Source organism: Enterobacter cloacae complex sp. P18RS (assembly GCF_014982105.1).
Taxonomy (GTDB): Bacteria; Pseudomonadota; Gammaproteobacteria; order Enterobacterales; family Enterobacteriaceae; genus Enterobacter; species Enterobacter hormaechei_C.
Map to the genome: position 1 here is coordinate 1 of NZ_JADCKV010000018.1, position 22,422 is coordinate 22,422.

Here is a 22,422-nt window from a genome sequence, read left to right on the forward strand (position 1 = left end):
ATCGTATACAGGATAAAACATTAACATTTCACTCAAGCACAAGTTGCTGTTATTCAATGAATTAACAGAAACACAAAGAGTATTTATAAAACCACACGACATTCCTTTGGGCAGACTTTACAGCCCTGCATTGTCTTAATCAGGCTTTCGGAAAGAGGGTTTCAGGCAATCTTAAATGTTCTATTTGTTGAATGCATGCCTGAATCTTAGTAAATTTGCCTTGAAAATGTTTTTTCAGAATTAATTAATAAACCAATAATTATGTTATCTGTATAAGCTCATATTTATTCGTCGAAGTAATAATTAATGACGGTTGCGACTACACAAAACCGTGCACTTTTGTTACATTTTTTGCAAACTCACCCTGTGAGGATACTTAAAATGAACTGTCTGCCATCCGTTAGCGGATCTGCACACAAAAAGTATCAGTAACGATATGACTGGAGAAAAAATGGCTAAGCGTAAATTGTTGCTTCTGGGTGTATTACTGTCACTGGCGGGGGTCGCGCACGCTGCACCGCAAACATCGACAGCGCCTTCCGGCATCAAGGCCTATGAAGAGCAAGAGTTTATTGCCGATTTTACGAAGTTTAAAATCGGCGACACCGCGCCCGCGCAGTATCAGACGCCTGAGTACACCATCAAACAGTACCAGCTGCGTAACCTTCCCGCGCCCGATGCCGGCACACACTGGACCTACATGGGTGAGAATTATGTTCTGATTGGCGATGCCGATGGCAAAATCTACAAAGCCTATAACGGAGATATTTTCTATCACCGCTGATACGATCCTAATCCGTCCGTGGCAGGAGAGCGATCGCCCTTTCCTGCGCACGCTCTTCCTTCACGCCCGACGTGAAGCCTGGCCGTGGCTGGACAGTTCTGCGTGGCAGCTTGAAGATTTTGACGCGGCAACCCTGGACGAAGGGATTTGGGTGGCGGAGCAGGATGGGCACCGACTTGGCTTTGCCTCAGTCTCGACGAACGATAATTTTCTGCACAACCTGTTTGTCGATCCGAACTATCAGAGCCTGGGCGTCGGACATGTGTTGCTTGAACACGTGCAGAAGACGTTTACCAGCACGGGTTCACTCAAGTGTCTGGTGAAGAATGAGCGGGCGGTTGCGTTTTACCAGCGCCACGGCTGGCACATTGAGGCGACGGGAGATTCTCCGGACGGAGAGTATTATTTGATGCACTATCGGCTTGGGTAAAGTCAGGTGGCGCTACGCTTACCTGACCTACAAAATCGAGCCAGGCCGGGTAAGGCGAAGCCGCCACCCGGCACTAACGCGCAGAGGCGTTACACCGCGCGGAAGGCAATTTCACCCGGAATGACTTCGCCCTGCCAGTAAAGCTGTGCCGCAACGCGCCCCGCCAGCTGACGATAGATTTCCGTGAATTCGCTATCCGGACGGCTGACCACCGTTGGCTTACCGCTATCCAGATCTTCACGCAGTGTGATATGCAGCGGCAGTTGCCCCAGCAGTTGCGTGTGGTATTGCGCCGCCAGCTTTTCGGCGCCACCGGTACCAAAGATAGGCTCATGGTGCCCGCAGTTGCTGCAAATGTGCATGCTCATGTTCTCGACGATACCCAGTACCGGCACCTCCACCTTCTCGAACATGACGATGCCTTTTTTGGCGTCGATCAGCGCGATATCCTGCGGCGTGGTGACCACGACGGCGCCGGTAACCGGAATGTTCTGCGCCAGCGTCAGCTGGATATCACCGGTGCCCGGCGGCATGTCCAGTACCAGATAATCGAGGTCAGGCCACATTGTCTCCTGCAACATTTGCAGCAGCGCCTTGCTGGCCATCGGGCCACGCCAGACCATTGCGTTATCGTCCGTGACCAGGTAACCAATGGAGTTGGTCGCCAGACCGTGCGCCACGATTGGCGCCATGTGGGTGCCGTCCGGCGAGGTTGGACGCTGGTTTTCCGCCCCCAGCATGTTTGGAATGGACGGGCCGTAGATATCCGCATCCAGAATGCCGACTTTCGCCCCTTCAGCCGCCAGCGCAAGCGCCAGGTTCACGGCGGTCGACGATTTACCCACCCCGCCCTTGCCCGAGCTGACGGCGATGATGTTCTTCACGCCGTTAACGCCCGGCTGATTTTTCACGCGCTTGAGCGTGGCGATGCTGTGGCTTAGCTTCCAGTCAATTGCATTTGCGCCGGTAATGCGCAGCAGCTCAGAGCTGGTTTGCTCTTTCAGGGCATCAAAGGCGCTGGTCCAGACGAACGGCATCTGTAGCTCAATGTGCAGCGTATCGTCCAGCCATGCGACGTGATGAAGCGCTTTTAGCGTCGTGAGATTGTGCTTCAGGGTTGGATGCTGAAAATTAGCCAGCGTCCCGGCGACCATTGCTCGTAAGGCTTCCGGTGATTTGGCCTGGGATTGAGAACTCATCCCGACTCCTTTGTTCTTGTGAATAAGACCTTAGACAAACAAGTTTACCTGAAAGGCCGCGGTTTGTGCTTACTTAATAATGCCCCTTTTGGTAATATCGAAAACCCTTTTCACAGTTAAAAGAAGTAATGCCTACTATGACTCAAGTCGCGAAAAAAATTCTGGTAACGTGCGCCCTGCCGTACGCCAACGGCTCAATCCACCTCGGCCACATGCTGGAGCATATCCAGGCTGATGTCTGGGTCCGTTACCAGCGAATGCGCGGCCACGAGGTGAACTTCATCTGTGCGGACGATGCCCACGGCACGCCGATCATGCTGAAAGCGCAGCAGCTGGGCATTTCCCCGGAACAGATGATCGCCGAAATGAGTCAGGAGCATCAGACCGATTTTGCTGGCTTTGACATCAGCTATGACAACTATCACTCCACGCACAGCGACGAAAACCGCGAGCTGTCAGAGCTGATCTACTCCCGTCTGAAAGAGAACGGTTTCATTAAAAACCGCACCATCTCTCAGCTGTACGATCCGGAAAAAGGCATGTTCCTGCCGGACCGTTTCGTCAAAGGCACCTGTCCGAAATGTAAATCCCCGGACCAGTACGGCGATAACTGCGAAGTGTGCGGCGCAACCTACAGCCCGACCGAGCTTATCGAACCGAAGTCCGTGGTCTCCGGCGCGACGCCGGTGATGCGTGACTCCGAGCACTTCTTCTTCGACCTGCCGTCGTTCAGCGAAATGCTGAAGGCGTGGACCCGCAGCGGTGCGTTGCAGGAGCAGGTCGCGAACAAAATGCAGGAGTGGTTCGAATCCGGGCTGCAACAGTGGGATATCTCCCGCGATGCGCCCTACTTTGGCTTCGAAATCCCGAACGCGCCGGGCAAATATTTTTACGTCTGGCTGGATGCGCCGATTGGCTACATGGGGTCGTTCAAGAATCTGTGTGACAAGCGCGGCGACACCGTAAGCTTCGACGAATACTGGAAGAAAGATTCCGATGCCGAGCTGTATCACTTCATCGGTAAAGACATCGTTTACTTCCACAGCCTGTTCTGGCCAGCAATGCTGGAAGGCAGCAACTTCCGCAAGCCGACCAACCTGTTCGTACATGGCTACGTAACGGTGAACGGCGCGAAGATGTCTAAATCTCGCGGGACGTTTATTAAGGCCAGCACCTGGCTGAACCACTTTGACGCGGACAGCCTGCGCTACTACTACACCGCGAAGCTCTCTTCCCGCATCGACGATATCGACCTGAATCTGGAAGATTTCGTGCAGCGCGTGAACGCGGACATCGTCAACAAGGTGGTGAACCTGGCGTCCCGTAACGCAGGTTTTATCGCCAAACGCTTTGACGGCGTGCTTTCTGCCGAACTGGCCGATCCTGAGCTGTATAAAACCTTCACCGACGCCGCCGCTGCGGTTGGCGAAGCCTGGGAAAGCCGTGAATTCGGTAAAGCCATTCGCGAAATCATGGCGCTGGCAGACGTGGCCAACCGCTATGTGGACGAGCAGGCGCCGTGGGTGGTGGCGAAACAGGAAGGCCGCGACGCCGACTTGCAGGCGATCTGCACCATGGGTCTGAACATGTTCCGCGTGCTGATGACCTGGCTGAAGCCGGTTCTGCCGCAGCTGGCAGCCCGCGCGGAAGCATTCCTGAACACCGAACTGACCTGGGATGCCATCCAGCAGCCGCTGCTCGGCCACAAGGTGAACACCTTCAAGGCGCTGTATAACCGCATCGAGATGAAGCAGGTTGACGCGCTGGTGGAAGCATCCAAAGAAGAGGTGAAAGCGGCTGCCGCACCGGTGACCGGCCCGCTGGCGGACGATCCGATTCAGGAGACCATCACCTTTGATGATTTCGCCAAAGTCGACCTGCGCGTGGCGCTGATCGAAAACGCGGAGTTCGTGGAAGGTTCTGACAAACTGCTGCGTCTGACCCTGGATCTGGGCGGCGAGAAGCGTAACGTCTTCTCCGGCATTCGTTCCGCGTATCCCGATCCGCAGGTGCTGATCGGTCGTCAGACCGTGATGGTGGCAAACCTGGCGCCGCGCAAAATGCGCTTCGGCATCTCTGAGGGGATGGTGATGGCCGCAGGCCCGGGCGGGAAAGATATCTTCCTGTTAAGCCCTGACGAAGGCGCGAAGCCGGGTCAGCAGGTGAAGTAATAAAAAAGCCGGATGAGAATCCGGCTTTTTTTTTTGCCCGGCGGCGCTACGCTTGCACGGGCCTACGGGTTTTGTAGGCCGGGTCAGGCGAAGCCGCCATCCGGCTAAAATCACCCCTTCTGGTTATGCACCCGCTGCGTCAACCCACGCAGGAAATAACGCAGAAACTGATCCCCACACTCGCGGTAATTCTTATGATCCGGCGCGCGCATCATGGCGGTGATTTCCGGCATCGACACGCGAAATTTCTGCTCGGTCATGATCGCCAGAATGTCGTCAGTTTTCAGGGAGAAAGCAATACGCAGCTTTTTCAGCACCGTGTTGTTATTCACCCGACGCTCCAGCGCCAGCTCAGGCGCAGATTCATCTTTGCCGCGCTTGTCGTAGATCAGGCCATTCAGAAAGCCCGACAGAATAATGTCCGGGCAGCGAACAAAACCCTCTTCATCTTCTTTAGTCATCCAGGTGTCGAACCCGGCGGACGTGGATTCCATGTCGGAGAGCGCAAGAATGCGCACCATGTCATTATTGTTCGCTTTCAGGGTGTAGCGCAGGCTACGAAGAATATCGTTACTTAGCATAGAGCCTTCGAATGTCGATGATGCAATGGCGCGCAGTGTACCAGTTTTACAGCCCTATCGCCTCTTTCAAACTTTTCAGGTAGCGACGACTGACGGGAACGGTTTGCCCGGCACGTAACACCAGCTCGGCCTGGCCGTTATCTTCCAGACGGATCTCTTTCAGGTGCGCCATGTTCACCAGATACTGACGATGGCAGCGGATTAACGGCGTGCGGCTCTCCAGCGTGCGCAGGGTCAGCTCGGTAAAGCCTTCGTTACCTTCAGCGCTGGTGACGTATACCCCGCTCAGACGGCTGCTGACAAAGGCAACGTCGTCCATTTGCAGGAGGTAAATCCGGCTGTGCCCGGTACAGGGTATAAACTTCAGGGGCTGCTGATGCTCCGGCAGCAGCGTCACGTCCTGCACGGTACGCTCCTGATGCAGGCGGGTCAGGGTCTTTTCAAGCCGTTTCTCTTCAATCGGCTTCAGCAGATAATCAAATGCGTGCTCTTCAAACGCCTTTACCGCGTACTCATCAAAGGCCGTCAGAAAGACGATATAGGGACGGTGCTCCGGGTCGAGCATGCCGACCATCTCCAGCCCGCTGATGCGCGGCATCTGAATATCGAGGAACAGCACGTCCGGGCGCAGTTTATGCACCGCACCGATGCCTTCAATCGCATTGGCACATTCCCCCACAACCTCGATATCACTCAGCTCCTGCAACAGAACACGCAGGTTTTCCCGTGCTAACGGCTCATCATCGACAATCAGCACTCTTAACATGCGTTCTCCTCCAGCGGCAATCGTAAGGTAATTCGGGTATAGCGGTCTGGCTCACAGGCGACGGTGATACCGCAGTCGTCACCAAAATGCGCGCGCAGGCGTTTATCCACCAGGCTCATGCCCAGACCGCCTGACGCGGAAGCTTCATACAGCCCCGCGTTGTCTTCAATATCCAGCACCAGATGGTGGTTAAAACGGGAAGCGGAAATCATAATCTCTCCACTTCCCAGCAGCTGCGACGTCCCATGCTTAATGGCATTTTCTACAATCGGTTGCAGGGTAAAGGCCGGAAGATGCTGATACGCCAGATCGTCCGGGACGGATAACGACACCTGTAAACGTGACTGGAAGCGCGCTTTTTCAATTTGCAGATAGGCGTTTACATGCTCAATCTCGTCCGCGAGTGTGACGATCTCCGAGGGTCGCTTCAGATTTTTGCGGAAAAAGGTCGAGAGAAATTGCACCAGCTGCGCGGCCTGATCGCTGTCGCGGCGGATCACCGCCTTCAGCGTGTTGAGCGCGTTAAACAGGAAATGCGGGTTCACCTGAGCGTGCAGGAGCTTAATTTCTGACTGCGTCAGCAGCGCTTTTTGCCGTTCATACTGCCCCGCCAGGATTTGCGCCGAAAGCAGCTGGGCGATCCCCTCCCCCAGCGTGCGGTTGATGGAGCTGAACAGGCGGTTTTTGGCTTCGTAAAGCTTAATAGTGCCCATGACGCGCTGGTTTTCACCCCGCAGGGGAATGACCAGCGTAGAGCCGAGTTTGCACTGCGGATGCAGGGAACAGCGGTACGGCACTTCATTTCCGTCGGCATACACCACTTCACCCGTTTCAATAGCGCGCAGGGTATAGGCCGAGGAGATCGGTTTGCCCGGCAGATGGTGGTCGTCGCCGGTACCGGTAAACGCCAGCAGCTTCTCGCGATCGGTAATCGCCACGGCTCCGATATCCAGCTCTTTATACAGCACCTGCGCCACCTTCATACTGTTCTCCTCGTTGAATCCCTGCCGCAGGATCCCTTCCGTCGACGCCGCAACTTTTAAGGCGGTGGCAGAAAATGCCGAGGTGTATTTTTCGAACATGGCGCGTTTGTCGAGCAGAATGCGCATAAACAGCGCCGCACCTACAGTATTGGTGACCATCATCGGTGCGGCAATGCTGCTGACCAGATGTAACGCATCGTCAAACGGGCGCGCGATCAGCAGGATGATCGCCATCTGCGCCATTTCCGCCACGAAGGTAATCGCCCCTGCGGTAAAGGGACTGAACACTTTATCCGGGCGACCGCGCTTAATCATATAGCTGTGGACGAGACCACCGAGCAGCCCTTCGACGATGGTGGAGATCATGCAGCTCAGCGCCGTCATACCGCCCATCGAATAGCGGTGCAGGCCGCCGGTTAACCCCACCAGACCGCCGACAACCGGGCCTCCGAGCAGCCCGCCCATTACCGCGCCGATGGCGCGCGTATTGGCGATGGAATCTTCGATATGGAGACCAAACCAGGTCCCCATAATGCAGAATATGGAAAATACGACGTAGCAGAGGAATTTGTGCGGCAGACGGACGGTGACCTGCATCAGCGGGATAAACAGGCGCGTTTTGCTCATCAACCAGGCGATGACAAGGAACACGCACATCTGCTGAAGCAACAGCAGCACCAGATTAAACTCGTACATACTCACAAACCGCACATTCTAAAAACGCGTAACATACACTGATAGCGGTTAACTTTCTTTGAAACGTGCCAAAAAAGCGATAAATCGTGTCCGCCATCACACCTTTTGCCGGAGATAACCTGTCTTTCGTATAATTTGTACAAAAAAGAATCAAATCTTCCTGGTTCCGCAAAGTGGGTCTACAGTTAAGCTGGGGACGCGCAAGCCTGGGGGCGAAAATGGCGCTTTACACAATAGGTGAAGTGGCACTCCTGTGTGATATCAATCCCGTTACGCTACGGGCGTGGCAGCGACGGTATGGATTGCTTAAGCCGCAAAGAACGGACGGCGGGCACCGCCTGTTTAACGATGCGGATATTGACCGGATCCGCGAGATCAAAAGCTGGATCGACAATGGCGTACAGGTCGGCAAGGTAAAATCGCTTCTGAGCCAGGACGATCCAGATACGCAGCTTCTCTGGCGCGAGCAGCAGGAAACGCTGCTGAGGCTGTTGCAGAGTGGCAATTTGCAGCGTTTGCGCGGCTGGATCAAAGAACAGGGTCGAGACTACCCGGCGCAAACCTTGATCACCCATCTTTTTATTCCCCTACGGCGTCGGCTTCAGTGTCAGCAAACCACCTTACAGGCACTGCTCAGCATGCTTGATGGCGTGCTGATTAACTATATTTCCGTCTGTCTTGCCTCAGCGCGGAATAAAAACAGCAAAGATGCGCTGGTGATCGGCTGGAACATACACGATACCACCCGGCTGTGGCTCGAAGCCTGGATTGCCACCCAGCAGGGCTGGCGCGTTGACGTGCTTGCCCACTCCCTGGCCCAGCTCAGGCCGGAACTGTTTGAGGGACAGACGCTGCTGGTCTGGTGCGGCGAAGTCCCCTCCGCTTCCCAGCAGCAGCTCCTGACGGAATGGCGCGAACATGGTTATCCCGTTTACTCGCTGGGGCCAAATGCGTCGTAACGGCATTTAATGGTTCATTAACAGCTGCGCTTCACCGTATAATTGTTCCGTTAACAACAGGAGCACATGATGAAGGCAACGAAACTGGCCGTAATTACCCTCTTTGCACTGATGGCCATCAGCGGTATCGGTGGCGTTATGCTTGCAGGTTATTCATTTATTGTTCGCGGCGGTGTTGGCTGAGGTATCCGGCCAGGCGTTCAAACAGGCGATCCACCACAATCGCCGCCAGCGCAACCAGAACCGCCCCCTGAATAATGTAAGCCGTATTAAACCCGCTTAACCCGATAATGATCGGCGTTCCCAGCGTATTGGCTCCGACCGTCGAAGCGATGGTTGCCGTACCAATGTTGATAATCACGGACGTTCGCACGCCGGCGATAATCACCGGTGCGGCCAGCGGCAGTTCGACCTTCACCAGCCGCTGCCAGGCGCTCATCCCCATCCCTTCCGCTACGCTCAGCACCGATGCAGGCACCGCCGCAATCCCCGCCAGCGTCCCTTGCAGAATGGGCAACACGCCGTACAAAATCAGCGCAATGATGGCAGGCTCCTGCCCAAAACCGATCGCCGGCACGGCAATCGCCAGCACGGCCACCGGCGGGAAGGTCTGCCCCGTTGCGGCGATGGTCTCCACCAGCGGACGAAACTCCCTGCCCGCGGGTCTCGTCACCGCAATCCCGGCGCCTGTGCCCAGCACGATGGCAATCACGCTTGACACCGCCACCAGCCAGAAGTGCGCCAGGGTGAGATTAACAAAGCTCTCCTGCTGGTACACCGGGCGCGGCAGCCCGGGAATAAGCGCATTAAACAGCGCCGCGCTGTGCGGCATCAGGTAGAGTAAGGCGATAAACAGCCCTGTCAGCCAGAGTAACGGATCACGGACCCACTTCACGCGTCACCTCCCCCGCCAGCAGATCGCGAAAATGGATCGTCCCACATGGCGTCCCCTGCCCGTCCGCAACGGGTAACACCTCGCACTGCCGGGCGACAAACGCCGACAGGGCATCGCGCAGGCTCATCCCATCGTGCAGCGGCTCACCAACGATTTGCGCATCGTGCGGACGCAGATAGTCCCTGACGGTGCGCAGCGAGAGCAGCCTGACGCCCAGCTCGCTGCGGCCAAAAAATTCACGCACAAAATCATTCGCCGGCGAGGTTAACAGCTCAAGCGGCGTACCCTGCTGGACGACTTCGCCGTGATCCATCAGTATCAGACGATCGGCCAGCCGCAGCGCTTCGTCGATATCATGCGTCACCAGCACGATGGTGCGCCCTAGAATACGGTGGATGCGACTCATCTCCGCCTGAAGTGCGCCGCGGGTGACCGGATCCAGCGCGCCGAAGGGCTCATCCATCAGCAGCAACTGCGGGTTAGCGGCCAGCGCGCGCGCCACCCCGACCCGCTGCTGCTGTCCGCCGGAAAGCTGGTGCGGATAGCGGTCGCGAAGCGACGCGTCCAGGCCCAGCAGCGCCATCAGCTCGTCGACACGCTCATTGATCTTCCCCCGGGACCATTTTTCCAGCTGTAGCACGGTGGCAATGTTCTGGGCCACCGTCCAGTGGGGAAACAGGCCGATGGACTGAATGGCGTAGCCCATACGCCGCCGCAGTTCCAGCACCGGCAGGCTGCGGATCTCCTCTCCGGCAAAGCGAATCGTCCCGCTGTCATGTTCCACCAGCCGGTTGATCATCTTCAGCGTCGTCGATTTTCCCGACCCCGACGTCCCGATCAATACCGAGAACGCCCCCTCGGCAAAATGCAGATTGAGGTGGCTTGCCGCCGGACGGCCCGCAAAGGTTTTACTCACATCATGAAATTCAATCATTGGCTCTTCTCCTGAGCAGCGCGAGCCACAGGGCAAACAATGCATCCAGTACGACCGCCAGCGCAATCGTGGGCACAACGCCCAGCAGCACCAGATCCAGCGCGCTGCTCAGCAGCCCCTGGAACACCAGTGCCCCAAAGCCGCCCGCCCCGATCAGCGCGGCAATCACCGCCATCCCCACGGTTTGCACCGTCACCACCCGCAGGCTGCGAACCAGCAGCGGAAGCGCAAGCGGCAGCTGTATTTTCCAGAAACACTGGCGCGCACTCATCCCCATCGCATGGGCGCTTTCCAGCACGTCAGGCGGAACCTGGCTTAACCCCGCCACCACGCCGCGCACCAGCGGCAGCAGCGCATACAGCACAAGGGCGATAAGGGCAGGCGTCAGCCCGGTTCCGGCAATGCCTGCCGCGGCCAACGCAGGGAAGGATTTCACCAGACCGGCCAGGGGGGCAATCAGCAGGCCAAACAGCGCAACGGAGGGGATGGTCTGAATAACGTTGAGCACGATAAAGACGGCACCCTGGCGGCTGGGATGCCGGTAGCACCCGATGCCCAGCGGCACGCCCAGCAGCAACGCCGGGATCAGCGTCCCGAACAGGATCGTCAGATGTTGCGCCAGCGCGTTGTCAAATACCTCCTGGCGGTTGGCGTACTCTTTTAACAGCGAGAGTTGATTCAGATCGCCGCTGAAGAGGATCAGCAGAGGGATGACCCAGAATTGCGCGTTCAGCAGCCAGCGCCAGACGGGTAGCGGTGTGAGACGGCGAATGGCATCGCTACAGACCAGCAGACAAAGTGCCAGCCACAGCCACAGCCCGCTGCCAATCGACGTGCGCGCCAGCGGGCTTTCAACCGAGGCCATCTGCGTTGCCGCCTGTCCCGCGCTCCAGAACAGCACGATAAACAGTGCTTCGCTGAGCAGAAGCGTCAGCCAAAGGGCGGCTCGCCCTGGCCAGAAGGCTAAGGCTACAGTACTCGCCAGCGCCGCGCCCAGCAGTAGCGGCGTAAATGACCAGATCTGCCAGAGCGCGCGCGGTTCGCCCGACACCAGACGGTTTGGCGCGACATTTACAAAGGGTAACGCGACCGCCGCAATGGCCACACAGGCCAACAGCAGCAGGACGCGGTTATGACATTTTATTGGCACAGCCTTGTCCCGTTACTTCACAAGCCCTTGTTGTTTCAGGAAGTCGGCAGCCACCTTTTTGGCATCCAGCCCCTCAACGGCAATGCTGGCATTCAGCTGTTGCAGCGTTTTCGCATCCAGTTTTTCAAACACCGGTTTGAGCCATTCCGCAATATCCGGGTAGGCTTTCAGCACCGCCTCGCGCACGACCGGGGTTGGGGCGTAAATGGGCTGAACGCCTTTCGGGTCGGTCAGGGTTTGCAGACCAAGCGCCGCGACCGGGCCGTCGGTGCCGTAGGCCATCGCCGCGTTGACGCCGGAGGTTTGCTGCGCCGCCGCCTTAATGGTCACCGCCGTGTCGCCGCCCGCCAGCGAGAGCAGCTGGGACTGATCGAGCTTGAAATCATAGGCTTTTTCAAACGCTGGCAGGGCATCAGCGCGCTCGATAAACTCTGCCGAGGCCGCGAGCTTAAACTCGCCCTTCTCTTTCAGGTAGCGGCTGAGATCGTCAAGCGAGGTGAGCTTGCCTTTCTCGGCAATATCTTTACGCACCGCGATGGTCCAGGTGTTGTTGGCCGGTGCCGGCGTAAGCCAGACCAGCTTATTTTTTTCCGCGTCCAGCTTTTTGACTTTTTCGTACCCGGCTTTGGCATTTTTCCAGGCCGGATCGTTTTCATCCTTGAAGAAGAATGCCCCGTTGCCGGTGTATTCCGGGTAGATATCCAGCTCGCCGGACGTGATGGCACCGCGTACGACAGGTGTGGTGCCAAGCTGTACTTTATTGACCGTTTTCACGCCGTGGCTTTCGAGTACCTGCAAAATGATATTGCCGAGCAACGCGCCCTCGGTATCAATTTTGGAACCCACCTTAACCGGCTCTGCGGCCTGTAGCGGCAGGCTTAGCGCCGCCAGAAGCACCGCCGATCCTGTTATCCCCTTAATAATCGTCATTCTGCTTTCCTCATTATTTTGTGGCCTTTTTCATAGGCTTGAGACAAAAGCGTAGCTTAAAACAGCGAATTTAACCGTTTTTCGTACAAGATGAGAGGCATCCCCCGCCAGGCGGGGGATGGGGAGGAAGGTAAGATTATTGCAGCTCGAATTCGGCTTTGTTCACGCGGGCGGAATCCACGCCAATGAAGACGTTGAATTTGCCAGGCTCGGCATCGTATTTCATCTGCTGGTTCCAGAACTTCAGCGCATTCACGTCAATCGGGAAGCTGACCGTTCTGGTTTCGCCCGGTTTCAGGTTGACCTTCTCGAAGCCGCGCAGCTGTTTCACCGGACGGCTCATGGAGGCCGTGACATCCTGAATGTACATCTGGATCACCGTCGCGCCTTCGCGTTTGCCGCTGTTGGTCACCTCCACGCTGGCGGTCACTTTGCCGTCATGCTTCATCGTAGGCGCTGACATTTTCACGTCAGAGACCTTGAAGGTGGTGTAGCTCAGGCCATAGCCAAACGGATACAGCGGGCCGTTCGCCTCATCGAAATAACGAGACGTGTACTTGTTCGGCTTGTCGGCGTTATACGGACGACCGGTGTTCAGGTGGCTGTAGTAAACCGGGATCTGCCCGACGGAGCGCGGGAAGGACATCGGCAGCTTGCCGGACGGGTTGTAATCGCCAAACAGCACGTCGGCAATGGCGTTACCGCCTTCGGTACCGGCGAACCAGGTTTCCAGAATGGCGTCAGCCTGCTGGTCTTCTTTCACTAGCGCCAGCGGACGCCCGTTCATCAGCACCAGCACCAGCGGCTTGCCGGTGGCTTTCAGGGCCGCGATCAGATCGCGCTGGCTTTGCGGGATGGTAATGTCGGTACGGCTGGAGGCTTCGTGCGCCATCCCCTGCGCTTCACCCACCACCGCAACCACCACGTCGGACTGCTTCGCGGCGTTCACCGCTTCGTCGATCATCTCTTTCGGCGTGCGCGGATCCACCTTCACCGCTTCCTCATACTGGTTGAGGAAGGTCACGATGTCTTTATCGTTGGTGACGTTCGCGCCTTTGGCGTAAACCACTTTTGCATTATCACCCACGGCGCTCTTAATGCCGGTCAGCACGGTAACGGACTGATCCGCCACGCCTGCGGCGGACCAGCTGCCCATGACGTCACGCTTGCTGTCGGCCAGCGGACCGACCACGGCAATGGTGCCGGATTTTTTCAGCGGCAGCGTGTCGAGACGGTTTTTCAGCAGCACCAGGCTTTCGCGCGCTACTTCCCGGGCTTCTTTACGGTGCAGACGGCTTTCGGCGTTGGTGTCCGCCGGGTCTGAATCCTTCGGCCCCAGATGGCTGTAAGGATCGTTAAACAGCCCCATGTCATATTTCACGTTCAGCACGTGGCGAGCGGCGTCGTCCAGCTCTGCCATCGTCACTTTGCCGCTCTTCACCAGCCCCGGCAGGTATTTGCTGTAGTACTCGTCGCTCATGCTCATGTTGATGCCGGACTTGAGCGCCACGCGTACCGCGTCTTCCGGATCGGACGCCGTGCCGTGTTTAATCAGCTCTTTAATCGCGCCGTGGTCAGAGACGGTAATGCCCTTAAAGCCCCACTGGTCGCGCAACACGTCTTTCAGCAGCCACGAATCGGAGGTGGCAGGCGTGCCGTTGAGAGAGTTCAGCGCTACCATCACCGCCCCGCTGCCCGCGTCCAGCCCTGCCTTGTATGGCGGCATGTAGTCGTTAAACAGGCGCTGTGGGCTCATGTCGACGGTGTTGTACTCTTTACCGCCCTCCACCGCGCCATAGGCGGCGAAGTGCTTGACGCTGGTCATCACCGAGTAACGATCTGCCGGGCTTTTGCCCTGCATCGCTTCCACCATGGTTTTGCCCATCGTGGCGGTTAAATACGTGTCTTCACCGAAGCCCTCCGAAGCGCGGCCCCAGCGCGGATCGCGGGAGACGTCAACCATCGGAGCCCAGGTCATATTCAGGCCGTCGTCTGCGGCTTCATATGCCGAAACGCGCCCGACGGTTTTCACCGCATCAAGATTAAAAGAGGAGGCTAAGCCGAGGCTAATCGGGAAGACGGTACGCTGGCCGTGCACCACGTCATAAGCGAAGAACAGTGGAATTTTCAGGCGGCTCAGCTCCATCACCTGATCCTGCATCTTGCGGATATCCTGGCGGGTAACGGTGTTAAAAATGGCCCCTACCTGCCCGTCTTTGATCATCTCGCGAATGGCTTCTTTCGGGTTATCCGGACCGACGCTGATCAGGCGCAGCTGGCCGATTTTCTCATCGACCGTCATCTTTTTGAGTAAATCCGTGACAAAGGCGTCGCGGGCTTCGGGCGTGAGCGGGTGATTACCAAACAAATCCTCTGCCAGCGCAGGTTGCAGCGCCAGGCTGACGGCGACACCTACAGAACATAGCCATTTCATGTTGTTATTCTCTCTCATCAATAACCGCGGGAAGCACCCGGCCAGACCGTGCGAAAAGCGCAGTGTGCCATAAAGCCTGAAAACCTTGCAGGGTTATTCTCTGATTTTTCTCATGAATACCCGACCGCTCAACGGCTAATCGCGCTATGCTTTACAGCGAGAAATTTGCCCCACCACAAGGAGTGGAAGATGTCTTCTGTTCGAACTGACGATAACACTACATTTATTAACGAACTGTCTCGCCTGGTCGGTCACTCTCACCTGCTTACCGACCCGGCCAAAACCGCCCGCTATCGGAAGGGCTTTCGCTCCGGCCAGGGCGACGCGCTGGCGGTAGTCTTCCCCGGTACGTTGCTCGAACTGTGGCGCGTGCTCAGCGCCTGCGTTGCGGCAGACAAGATTATTTTAATGCAGGCTGCGAATACCGGCCTGACCGAAGGCTCCACGCCGAACGGCAACGATTACGATCGTGACATCGTGATTATCAGCACCCTGCACCTCGACAAACTACACCTGCTGGACAAGGGCGAACAGGTGCTCGCCTTCCCCGGCACCACGCTTTACTCGCTGGAAAAAGCGCTTAAGCCGCTGGGACGCGAACCGCACTCGGTGATCGGCTCATCGTGCATTGGCGCCTCGGTGATCGGCGGGATCTGCAATAACTCCGGCGGCTCGCTGGTGCAGCGCGGCCCGGCTTACACGGAAATGTCGCTGTTCGCCCGTATCGATGAAAACGGCAAGCTGACGCTGGTTAACCATCTGGGGATCGATCTGGGCGTAACGCCAGAGCAGATCCTCAGCAAACTCGACGATGACCGCGTAAAGGACGAAGACGTTCAGCACGATGGCCGTCACGCGCATGACCACGATTACATCACCCGCGTGCGCGATATCAATGCCGATACGCCGGCGCGCTATAACGCCGATCCGGATCGCCTGTTTGAATCCTCCGGCTGCGCGGGCAAGCTGGCCGTTTTTGCGGTGCGCCTCGATACCTTCCCGGCAGAGAAAAAGCAGCAGGTGTTTTACATCGGCACCAATCAGCCGGAGGTGCTGACGGAGATCCGTCGTCATATTCTGGCCGAGTTCACTCACCTGCCGGTGGCGGGCGAGTATATGCACCGGGACATTTACGACATCGCCGAGCGCTACGGGAAAGACACCTTCCTGATGATCGACAAACTCGGCACCGACAAAATGCCGTTCTTCTTCACTATGAAGGGCCGCACCGACGCGATGCTGGAGAAAGTATCGTTGTTCAAACCGCACTTCACCGACCGCTTTATGCAGAAGCTGGGTAACGTCTTCCCGGCGCATTTACCGGAGCGGATGAAGACCTGGCGCGACAAGTATGAGCACCATCTGCTGCTGAAAATGGCCGGGGACGGAATTGCCGAAGCGCAGAGCTGGCTCACCGAATTCTTCAAAACCGCCGACGGGGATTTCTTTGCCTGTACGCCGGAAGAAGGCAGCAAAGCCTTCCTGCACCGCTTCGCCGCGGCGGGTGCTGCCATCCGTTATCAGGCGGTGCATTCCGAAGAGGTGGAGGATATTCTGGCGCTGGATATCGCCCTGCGTCGCAACGATACCGAGTGGTTTGAACATCTGCCGCCGGAGATTGACAGCAAGCTGGTGCATAAGCTCTATTACGGCCACTTTATGTGCTATGTCTTCCATCAGGATTACATCGTCAAAAAAGGGGTTGATGCGCATGCGCTGAAAGAACAGATGCTGGCGCTGCTGCACGAGCGTGGCGCGCAATATCCTGCCGAGCACAACGTAGGACACCTGTACAAAGCGCCGGAGACGCTTAAACAGTTTTATCGCAAAAATGACCCTACAAACAGTATGAACCCGGGCATTGGTAAGACAACGCGGAAGAAATACTGGAAAGAGAGTGCCGAAACAGAGGAACACAATACGCAAGCCTCTGATGAACTCTTATAGCCAAATTTAAGAGATTGTTAAGCCCTCCTCAAACGTACTAGAGTATCTGCCTGTTGCCAGAGAAACGTTTCTCTGGCTTTCCAAACAAGGAGCGGGCAGAACATGTCGGCTGTAGAAATTTTCCCCGAAACTGAAATCGAGGTGCGCGACGCCCTTCCTGACGATGCGCATGCCATCTCGGCGATATACGCCTGGCATGTGCTTCATGGCCGTGCGTCCTTCGAGGAAGTTCCTCCCACCGTCGATGAGATGCGTCAGCGGATGAAGAGCGTGACCGACAGCGGTTTACCGTGGCTGGTTGCGCTGTATCGCGGCATTGTTGTCGGCTACTGCTACGCCACGTTTTATCGTCCACGCCAGGCCTACCGGTACACCCTTGAGGAATCCATCTATGTGGATGCCAGCACTACCGGGCGCGGGTTTGGCTCGGCCTTACTCCAGGCACTGATCGCCCGTTGTGAACAAGGACCCTGGCGGCAGATGATTGCCGTGGTTGGTGACGGAAACAATAATGCGGGATCGTTACGGCTGCATAAAAAACATGGCTTCGAGGTTGTCGGTCAACTGCGCAGCGTGGGGTATAAGAAGGGCGACTGGCGGGATACGTTGATCATGCAGCGTCCACTCAACGATGGTGACTGGACGCTGCCGGAGTAGGCGCTTTCGCCCGGTGGCGCTTCGCTTACCGGGCCTACGTATCGGGGCCGCTTTAGGGCCGTAGGCCGGGTAAGGCGAAGCCGCCACCCGGCACAGACAGGCGGCTCAGTCGTTCTGCGCCGTCGCCATCTGTTCCGCTTTCTGCTTTTTATACGCCAGCGCTGAAGCCGGCACCGGCTGCACTTTCCCGGTTTCAATCCAGGTGCGCAGGCGGCTGGCGTCCGCAAAGTGGGTATATTTGCCGAAGGCATCCATCACCACCAGCGCCACTGGCTTACCGTTAAACACGGTGCGCATCACCAGGCAGTGCCCTGCCGCATTAGTGAATCCGGTCTTGGTTAACTGAATATTCCAGTTATCGCGATACACCAGATGGTTAGTGTTGCGGAACGGCAGCGTATACGCCGGGTTCGAGAATGTCGCCATCTCCTCACGCGTGGTACTGAGCTGACCGATCAGCGGGTATTGCTTACTGGCGATCAGCAGCTTGGTTAAATCACGCGCCGTCGAGACGTTATGAATCGACAGACCGGTTGGCTCTACGAAATGGGTATTTTTCATCCCCAGCGCTTTGGCTTTGGCGTTCATCGCGCGGATAAACGCGTCGTAACCACCAGGATAATGGTGGGCAAGGCTTGCCGCCGCGCGGTTCTCAGAGGACATCAGCGCCAGCAGCAGCATATTTTTACGGCTGATTTCACTGTTCAGACGCACGCGAGAGTAGATCCCTTTCATCTCTGGCGTGTGGCTGATATCCACCTTCAGCTTTTCGTCCAGCGGCAGTCGTGCATCAAGCACCACCATCGCGGTCATGACTTTGGTTATGGAAGCGATCGGGCGCACCAGATCCGGATGACTGGCGTAGATCACCTTGTTGGTATTCAGGTCAACGATCATCGCGCTGCCGGACGCAATCTGGGGTTGCGCAGCAGCGGTGGCGACTGCGGTCGTTTTGGCGATGGCTGGCGCGGTAGCGGAGACGCCCAGCAGCAGCGCAAGACTAAGGAGTGACACTCGAAATTTCAGCATGATGAGACTTCTGATAATGATTCACGCACGTTATGACGTACACCGCCTGTGTCAACGGATAAACACAGGCTGGCTTCGGCATCATAGCGATCACCGTGCGTTGTCGCCAGCGGAGAATCATAACCAGATGCTGCATTGCTGGCATTTACGCCAGCAATGCAGGGAACTTAAAAGAGACGGTATCCATAACCCCAAAGAATAACTGTCAGGGCCAGTAGCGCCTCAAGGACCAGTACGCCGATGGCAAGCGTAGAGCTGGAGAAGCTCAGGCCCTCTTCTTTATTGATATTGAGGAAGGTTGGCACCCCTACATACAGCAGATAACCGGTGTAAAAGAGGGCAACCGTACCGATCAGCGCGCACAGCCAGACCAGTGGATAGAGCGCGACAATACCGCTCAAAAACAGCGGGGTCGCGACGTATCCGGCGAAGACCATACAGTGTGCCAGCGACGGGCGCTGCGGATAGTTGCGCGCCATCCAGTGGATGACCCGCCCCATCACCGCCACCCCGGCCAGCATCAGGCCATAAAACAGAATGGCCAGGTACAGTCCGGTAAACCAGGAAAGCTGAACCACGGTGCCGTCACCAAAGTTCCAGCCTATCTGCGTAGTACCAATAAACGCGCAGACCACCGGCACCGCTGCCATCAGCAGGACATGGTGGGTATAGTGATGCGCGACCGTTTCGTTCTCGTTACGGATCACCTGCATTTCACGATCGGGATGGGAGAAAAGTCCCCAGACATGGTTCATAACGCCCCCTTGTTGTCGGCCCGTCAGCGATAGCTTAAGTATAATGCAGGCTTTAGATTATTTTATGTACAGTGGGAAATTTCCGTTGATTGCCGCGCGGTTGATGGATGGGGTATATGATTAACGCAGGCACAGTAAGGGAGATGACGTTTACGTAATGGATATCAACGGTCTTATTGAACAATATGGATACGCCGCGCTGGTGATCGGCAGCGTCGCGGAAGGCGAAACCATCACGCTGCTGGGCGGGGTGGCCGCACATCAGGGATTGCTGAAATTCTCGCTGGTGGTCGCCGCCGTCGCGTTGGGCGGTATGATTGGCGATCAGCTGCTCTACTTTCTGGGGCTGCGCTTTGGCCCGACGCTTTTGCAACGTTTTGCTAAGCATCAAAAGAAAATTCGCCGTGCTCAGCGGCTTATCCAGCGACGTCCCTGGCTGTTTGTGATTGGTACCCGCTTTATGTACGGCTTTCGCATCATCGGGCCAATACTGATTGGCGCGAGCCGCTTACCGCCGAAAATCTTCCTGCCGCTGAACATTCTCGGGGCGATTGCCTGGGCGCTGATTTTCACCACGCTTGGCTACGTGGGTGGCGAAGTAATAGGTCCGTGGCTGCATAATCTCGATCAGCATCTTAAACACTGGGCCTGGTTGATCCTGGTTGTTGCAGTGGTGATTGTGGTACGGCTGTGGCTCAAGCATCGCGAAAAGCGGCGGGATGAAGAGTGAGTTCGGCCTGCTGCCCCTCACCCTACCCCTCTCCCCAAACGCTATACACCCTCTCCCCTTGGGGGTGAGGGGAATGCTTATTCCGCAGGCTTAAACTGCGGATTCGCCAGCATAAAACCGCCGTCGACGATAAACGACTGCCCGGTGGTGTAGCTGGCGTCGCTGTCACACAGCCACGCCACCAGGCTGGCAATTTCTTTGGTATGCCCTGGCCGTGCCAGCGGGATTTCCGGCATTGCGCCTTCTTTCACTTCGCTGTCGTCCATATCATTCATCGGCGTGGCGATCGCTCCGGGCGCAACGGCGTTCACCAGAATCTTATGTTTAACCAACTCCAGCGCCATCGACTTCGTTAACCCGCCCAGCGCATGTTTGGCCGCCGTATAGGCGCTGGCGTCCGGCAATGGCGTATGTTCATGCACCGAGGTGATATTCACGATCCGCCCCCCTTCCCCCTGCTTCACCATCTGACGCGCCGCGATTTGCGAGCAGAGAAACGCGCCGTCCACGTCAACGGTGAATATGTGCCGCCAGTCGTCAAACGACAGGTCCAGAAATGGCGCTTTATTCATCGCCCCGGCATTGTTAACCAGCACATCCAGCCGCCCGAAACGCGTAATCAGGGTTTCAATGGCCTTTGCGCCTTCCGGCAAATTGCTTAAGTCGAGATGAATGGCCTCGGCACGCTGCCCGCGCGTTTCAATTTCACGGCAGGTTGCCAGCGCCCCTTTCTCATCTGAATGCCAGGTTACTCCGACATCAAACCCGCGTTCGGCCAGCATCAGGGCCGTCGTTTTGCCAATTCCTGAATCCGATGCGGTAACAATTGCGACTCGCGTCATACTCACCTCCTGATAATCTGCAAAGAGGTAAGTATAGATAATGCGCAATGTTAGCCGTGATGATATCCGCCACCCAGCGCGGAGGTGAGCTGGAGCGTGGCATCCACGTACTGACCTTTCAGCATCAACCCGGTAATACGCTCTTTGAGCGCCGGAATTTTTGCTTCACTCACCCGGGAGCCGGCAATGATCCCGGCGCTGAAACGCGCCTGTGCCAGCGCAACGACGCGCGCCGCATCTTTTTCGATCTGCTGCTGGTGCTGATTTTTGGCGGTCAGCGTATCCACTTCGCTGGCCGTCCGGGCAACCTGGTTTACGGCATCTACCACGGCCTTGTTGTAGTTCGCCACGGAGAGGTTGTTTTGCGCCTGGGCGATATCCAGGTTCGCATTCAACCGACCGCTGTCAAAAATTGGCAGCGTCAGCCCGGCGGTTACGCCCATTTGCTGCGCAGATGAGCGGAACAGGTCACTCAGGTGCAATGCATCCTGCTGCAAGAATGCCATCAAATTGATGTCAGGGTAGAACGCGGCTCTGGCGGCATCCACTTCGCTCATGGATGCTTCGATATACCAGTGCGCCTCCTGCAAATCCGGGCGCCGAGCCAGCAGTTCATAACCGAGCGTTGATGGCAACGACGCCTCTGCGTCAGGTAAGGCATGCCGGGCGAGCGTGACTGAAGGGGTATGGGTCAACGCATTCAGACGCGCCTCAATGACCTTCATTTTGCCGTGCACGTCAGCGAGCTGTTCATCGGTTTTGCTGGCATTGATATCCGTTTCAACGCCTTCCACCGAGGAGGTAATGCCGTGCTGATAAAGCTCGCGATCGGCACCGATGATATTTTCCTGCTCCCGTTTGATTTGCGCGAGTACGTCACCCACCGCGGCCTCGGTCTGCCAGTCCCAGTACAGCCGCGCGACGCTGCTGGCGAGCAGCTGGCGGGTCTGCTCCAGCTCCGCTTTTTGCGCATTCACCTGACCGATGCGGGCCTCAATTTGGGCGCGGTTTTTACCCCATAAATCCAGATCCCAACCCGCCGTCAGACCAAAGGTGCCGTTGGTGTACCAGGGGCCGGTTGTCCCCGCCGCCGGGTCGGTCAGCGCAAATGGCCCCATCAGCCCCTCTGCCGACATTTTTTGCCGTTCAACATCTGCGGAAAAATCCAGCTGTGGACCCTCAGCAGCGACAGCGGCTTTCGCCTGTGCTTCCGCCAGGGTGATACGCTGACGGGCAATTTGCATATCCGGCGCATCCGCCAGCGCTTTGTCGATCAGCGCGTTGAGCTGGGGGTCGTTAAAGTCTTTCCACCATTCGCTTTTTGGCCAGTCGGCATGACGCAGTTGGGTATTTACAGCTGCGGCGGCGGCTTGCGTTTTTACTGGAGACACCGTGGCATGTTCCGGCGCGCAGGCGGCCAGCATAAAAACAAGAGGAGCACTCAGAGATAAAGTAAGAGAACGTTTCATTACGCCATGAACTCAAAAAAATAAAGGCGCAACTTACGCTTACTGACGTTCCGTTTTTTAGTAACGCGTGGCAATCTGCAT

General features: G+C 56.7%; 21 protein-coding genes. 8 read left to right on the forward strand and 13 right to left on the reverse strand.

Annotation, left to right across the window (positions count from 1 at the left end; all coding sequences use genetic code 11):
• The first annotated feature begins 451 nt into the window (after positions 1-451).
• Complete coding sequence (locus INF61_RS14670; RefSeq protein ID WP_047636951.1) at positions 452-784, forward strand: RcnB family protein; 333 nt, start codon at positions 452-454, stop codon at positions 782-784.
• A complete protein-coding gene (locus INF61_RS14675) occupies positions 735-1,214 on the forward strand; it encodes a GNAT family N-acetyltransferase (RefSeq protein WP_032654255.1) in 480 nt (159 codons plus the stop codon). Before INF61_RS14670 ends, INF61_RS14675 begins: the two co-directional genes overlap by 50 nt.
• Before the next feature lie 89 nt (positions 1,215-1,303).
• On the opposite strand, the gene apbC is transcribed toward INF61_RS14675, so the two are convergent.
• A complete protein-coding gene (gene apbC, locus INF61_RS14680) occupies positions 1,304-2,413 on the reverse strand; it encodes an iron-sulfur cluster carrier protein ApbC (protein WP_023295046.1) in 1,110 nt (369 codons plus the stop codon).
• Positions 2,414-2,550: 137 nt separating this feature from the next.
• Here apbC and metG point away from each other — a divergent pair, with 137 nt between their 5' ends.
• Entirely contained in the window at positions 2,551-4,584 is a 2,034-nt protein-coding gene (gene metG, locus INF61_RS14685) for a methionine--tRNA ligase (protein WP_023304104.1), read from the forward strand.
• Positions 4,585-4,694: 110 nt separating this feature from the next.
• Here metG and INF61_RS14690 read toward each other — a convergent pair whose 3' ends face one another.
• The 3 genes from INF61_RS14690 to INF61_RS14700 are packed head-to-tail and all read right to left on the reverse strand — an operon-like array spanning position 4,695 to position 7,610.
• Positions 4,695-5,165, reverse strand: coding sequence for a DUF1456 family protein (locus INF61_RS14690; protein ID WP_015572337.1), 471 nt, complete (start codon positions 5,163-5,165; stop codon positions 4,695-4,697).
• A 46-nt stretch (positions 5,166-5,211) separates the two neighbouring features.
• Positions 5,212-5,931, reverse strand: a complete 720-nt coding sequence (gene btsR, locus INF61_RS14695) for a two-component system response regulator BtsR (RefSeq protein WP_047365136.1) — start codon at positions 5,929-5,931, stop codon at positions 5,212-5,214.
• Positions 5,925-7,610 (reverse strand): sensor histidine kinase, encoded by a 1,686-nt coding sequence (locus tag INF61_RS14700; protein WP_017383370.1) that lies wholly within the window; start codon positions 7,608-7,610, stop codon positions 5,925-5,927. Before INF61_RS14700 ends, btsR begins: the two co-directional genes overlap by 7 nt.
• 218 nt (positions 7,611-7,828) lie before the next feature.
• Between INF61_RS14700 and mlrA the strand changes: the two genes are divergently transcribed.
• Both mlrA and INF61_RS14710 read left to right on the forward strand, forming a co-directional pair.
• A complete protein-coding gene (gene mlrA / locus INF61_RS14705) occupies positions 7,829-8,569 on the forward strand; it encodes an HTH-type transcriptional regulator MlrA (RefSeq protein WP_193547873.1) in 741 nt (246 codons plus the stop codon).
• A gap of 69 nt (positions 8,570-8,638) precedes the next feature.
• A complete protein-coding gene (locus tag INF61_RS14710) occupies positions 8,639-8,752 on the forward strand; it encodes a protein YohO (protein ID WP_017383372.1) in 114 nt (37 codons plus the stop codon).
• On the opposite strand, the gene INF61_RS14715 is transcribed toward INF61_RS14710, so the two are convergent.
• The 5 genes from INF61_RS14715 to bglX form a co-directional block, all read right to left on the reverse strand.
• A complete protein-coding gene (locus tag INF61_RS14715; RefSeq protein WP_017383373.1) occupies positions 8,727-9,464 on the reverse strand; it encodes an ABC transporter permease in 738 nt (245 codons plus the stop codon). The genes INF61_RS14710 and INF61_RS14715 overlap by 26 nt on opposite strands.
• Positions 9,448-10,398: an ABC transporter ATP-binding protein gene (locus tag INF61_RS14720; RefSeq protein WP_193547874.1), complete on the reverse strand. Its 951-nt coding sequence runs from the start codon at positions 10,396-10,398 to the stop codon at positions 9,448-9,450. Before INF61_RS14720 ends, INF61_RS14715 begins: the two co-directional genes overlap by 17 nt.
• On the reverse strand, positions 10,391-11,548 hold the full coding sequence (locus tag INF61_RS14725; protein ID WP_193547875.1) for an ABC transporter permease: 1,158 nt from the start codon (positions 11,546-11,548) through the stop codon (positions 10,391-10,393). The genes INF61_RS14720 and INF61_RS14725 overlap by 8 nt, the downstream gene beginning before the upstream one ends.
• A gap of 12 nt (positions 11,549-11,560) precedes the next feature.
• Positions 11,561-12,478 carry an ABC transporter substrate-binding protein gene (locus INF61_RS14730; protein WP_015572333.1) on the reverse strand — a complete coding sequence of 306 codons (918 nt, stop codon included), beginning with the start codon at positions 12,476-12,478 and terminating at the stop codon, positions 11,561-11,563.
• A gap of 136 nt (positions 12,479-12,614) precedes the next feature.
• Positions 12,615-14,912: a beta-glucosidase BglX gene (bglX, locus tag INF61_RS14735; protein ID WP_017383376.1), complete on the reverse strand. Its 2,298-nt coding sequence runs from the start codon at positions 14,910-14,912 to the stop codon at positions 12,615-12,617.
• 189 nt (positions 14,913-15,101) lie between these two features.
• On the opposite strand from bglX, the gene dld reads away from it, so the two are divergent.
• Positions 15,102-16,859 (forward strand): D-lactate dehydrogenase, encoded by a 1,758-nt coding sequence (gene dld / locus INF61_RS14740; protein ID WP_045905494.1) that lies wholly within the window; start codon positions 15,102-15,104, stop codon positions 16,857-16,859.
• A gap of 102 nt (positions 16,860-16,961) precedes the next feature.
• Positions 16,962-17,516 carry a GNAT family N-acetyltransferase gene (locus tag INF61_RS14745; RefSeq protein WP_017383377.1) on the forward strand — a complete coding sequence of 185 codons (555 nt, stop codon included), beginning with the start codon at positions 16,962-16,964 and terminating at the stop codon, positions 17,514-17,516.
• A 105-nt stretch (positions 17,517-17,621) separates the two neighbouring features.
• Here the strand turns inward: INF61_RS14745 and pbpG are convergent, their stop codons facing one another.
• Both pbpG and INF61_RS14755 read right to left on the reverse strand, forming a co-directional pair.
• On the reverse strand, positions 17,622-18,545 hold the full coding sequence (gene pbpG / locus INF61_RS14750; protein WP_015572329.1) for a D-alanyl-D-alanine endopeptidase: 924 nt from the start codon (positions 18,543-18,545) through the stop codon (positions 17,622-17,624).
• Positions 18,546-18,712: 167 nt separating this feature from the next.
• The gene (locus tag INF61_RS14755) at positions 18,713-19,300 is read right to left on the reverse strand and encodes a Yip1 family protein (protein WP_003859296.1); all 588 of its coding nucleotides are present in this window, start codon (positions 19,298-19,300) and stop codon (positions 18,713-18,715) included.
• Positions 19,301-19,457: 157 nt separating this feature from the next.
• Here INF61_RS14755 and INF61_RS14760 point away from each other — a divergent pair, with 157 nt between their 5' ends.
• On the forward strand, positions 19,458-20,030 hold the full coding sequence (locus INF61_RS14760) for a DedA family protein (protein WP_015572327.1): 573 nt from the start codon (positions 19,458-19,460) through the stop codon (positions 20,028-20,030).
• A gap of 77 nt (positions 20,031-20,107) precedes the next feature.
• Here INF61_RS14760 and INF61_RS14765 read toward each other — a convergent pair whose 3' ends face one another.
• Complete coding sequence (locus tag INF61_RS14765) at positions 20,108-20,872, reverse strand: SDR family oxidoreductase (RefSeq protein ID WP_073971596.1); 765 nt, start codon at positions 20,870-20,872, stop codon at positions 20,108-20,110.
• Between the two features lie 50 nt (positions 20,873-20,922).
• Positions 20,923-22,341: a multidrug resistance outer membrane protein MdtQ gene (gene mdtQ, locus INF61_RS14770; protein ID WP_193547876.1), complete on the reverse strand. Its 1,419-nt coding sequence runs from the start codon at positions 22,339-22,341 to the stop codon at positions 20,923-20,925.
• Positions 22,342-22,422: the final 81 nt, after the last annotated feature.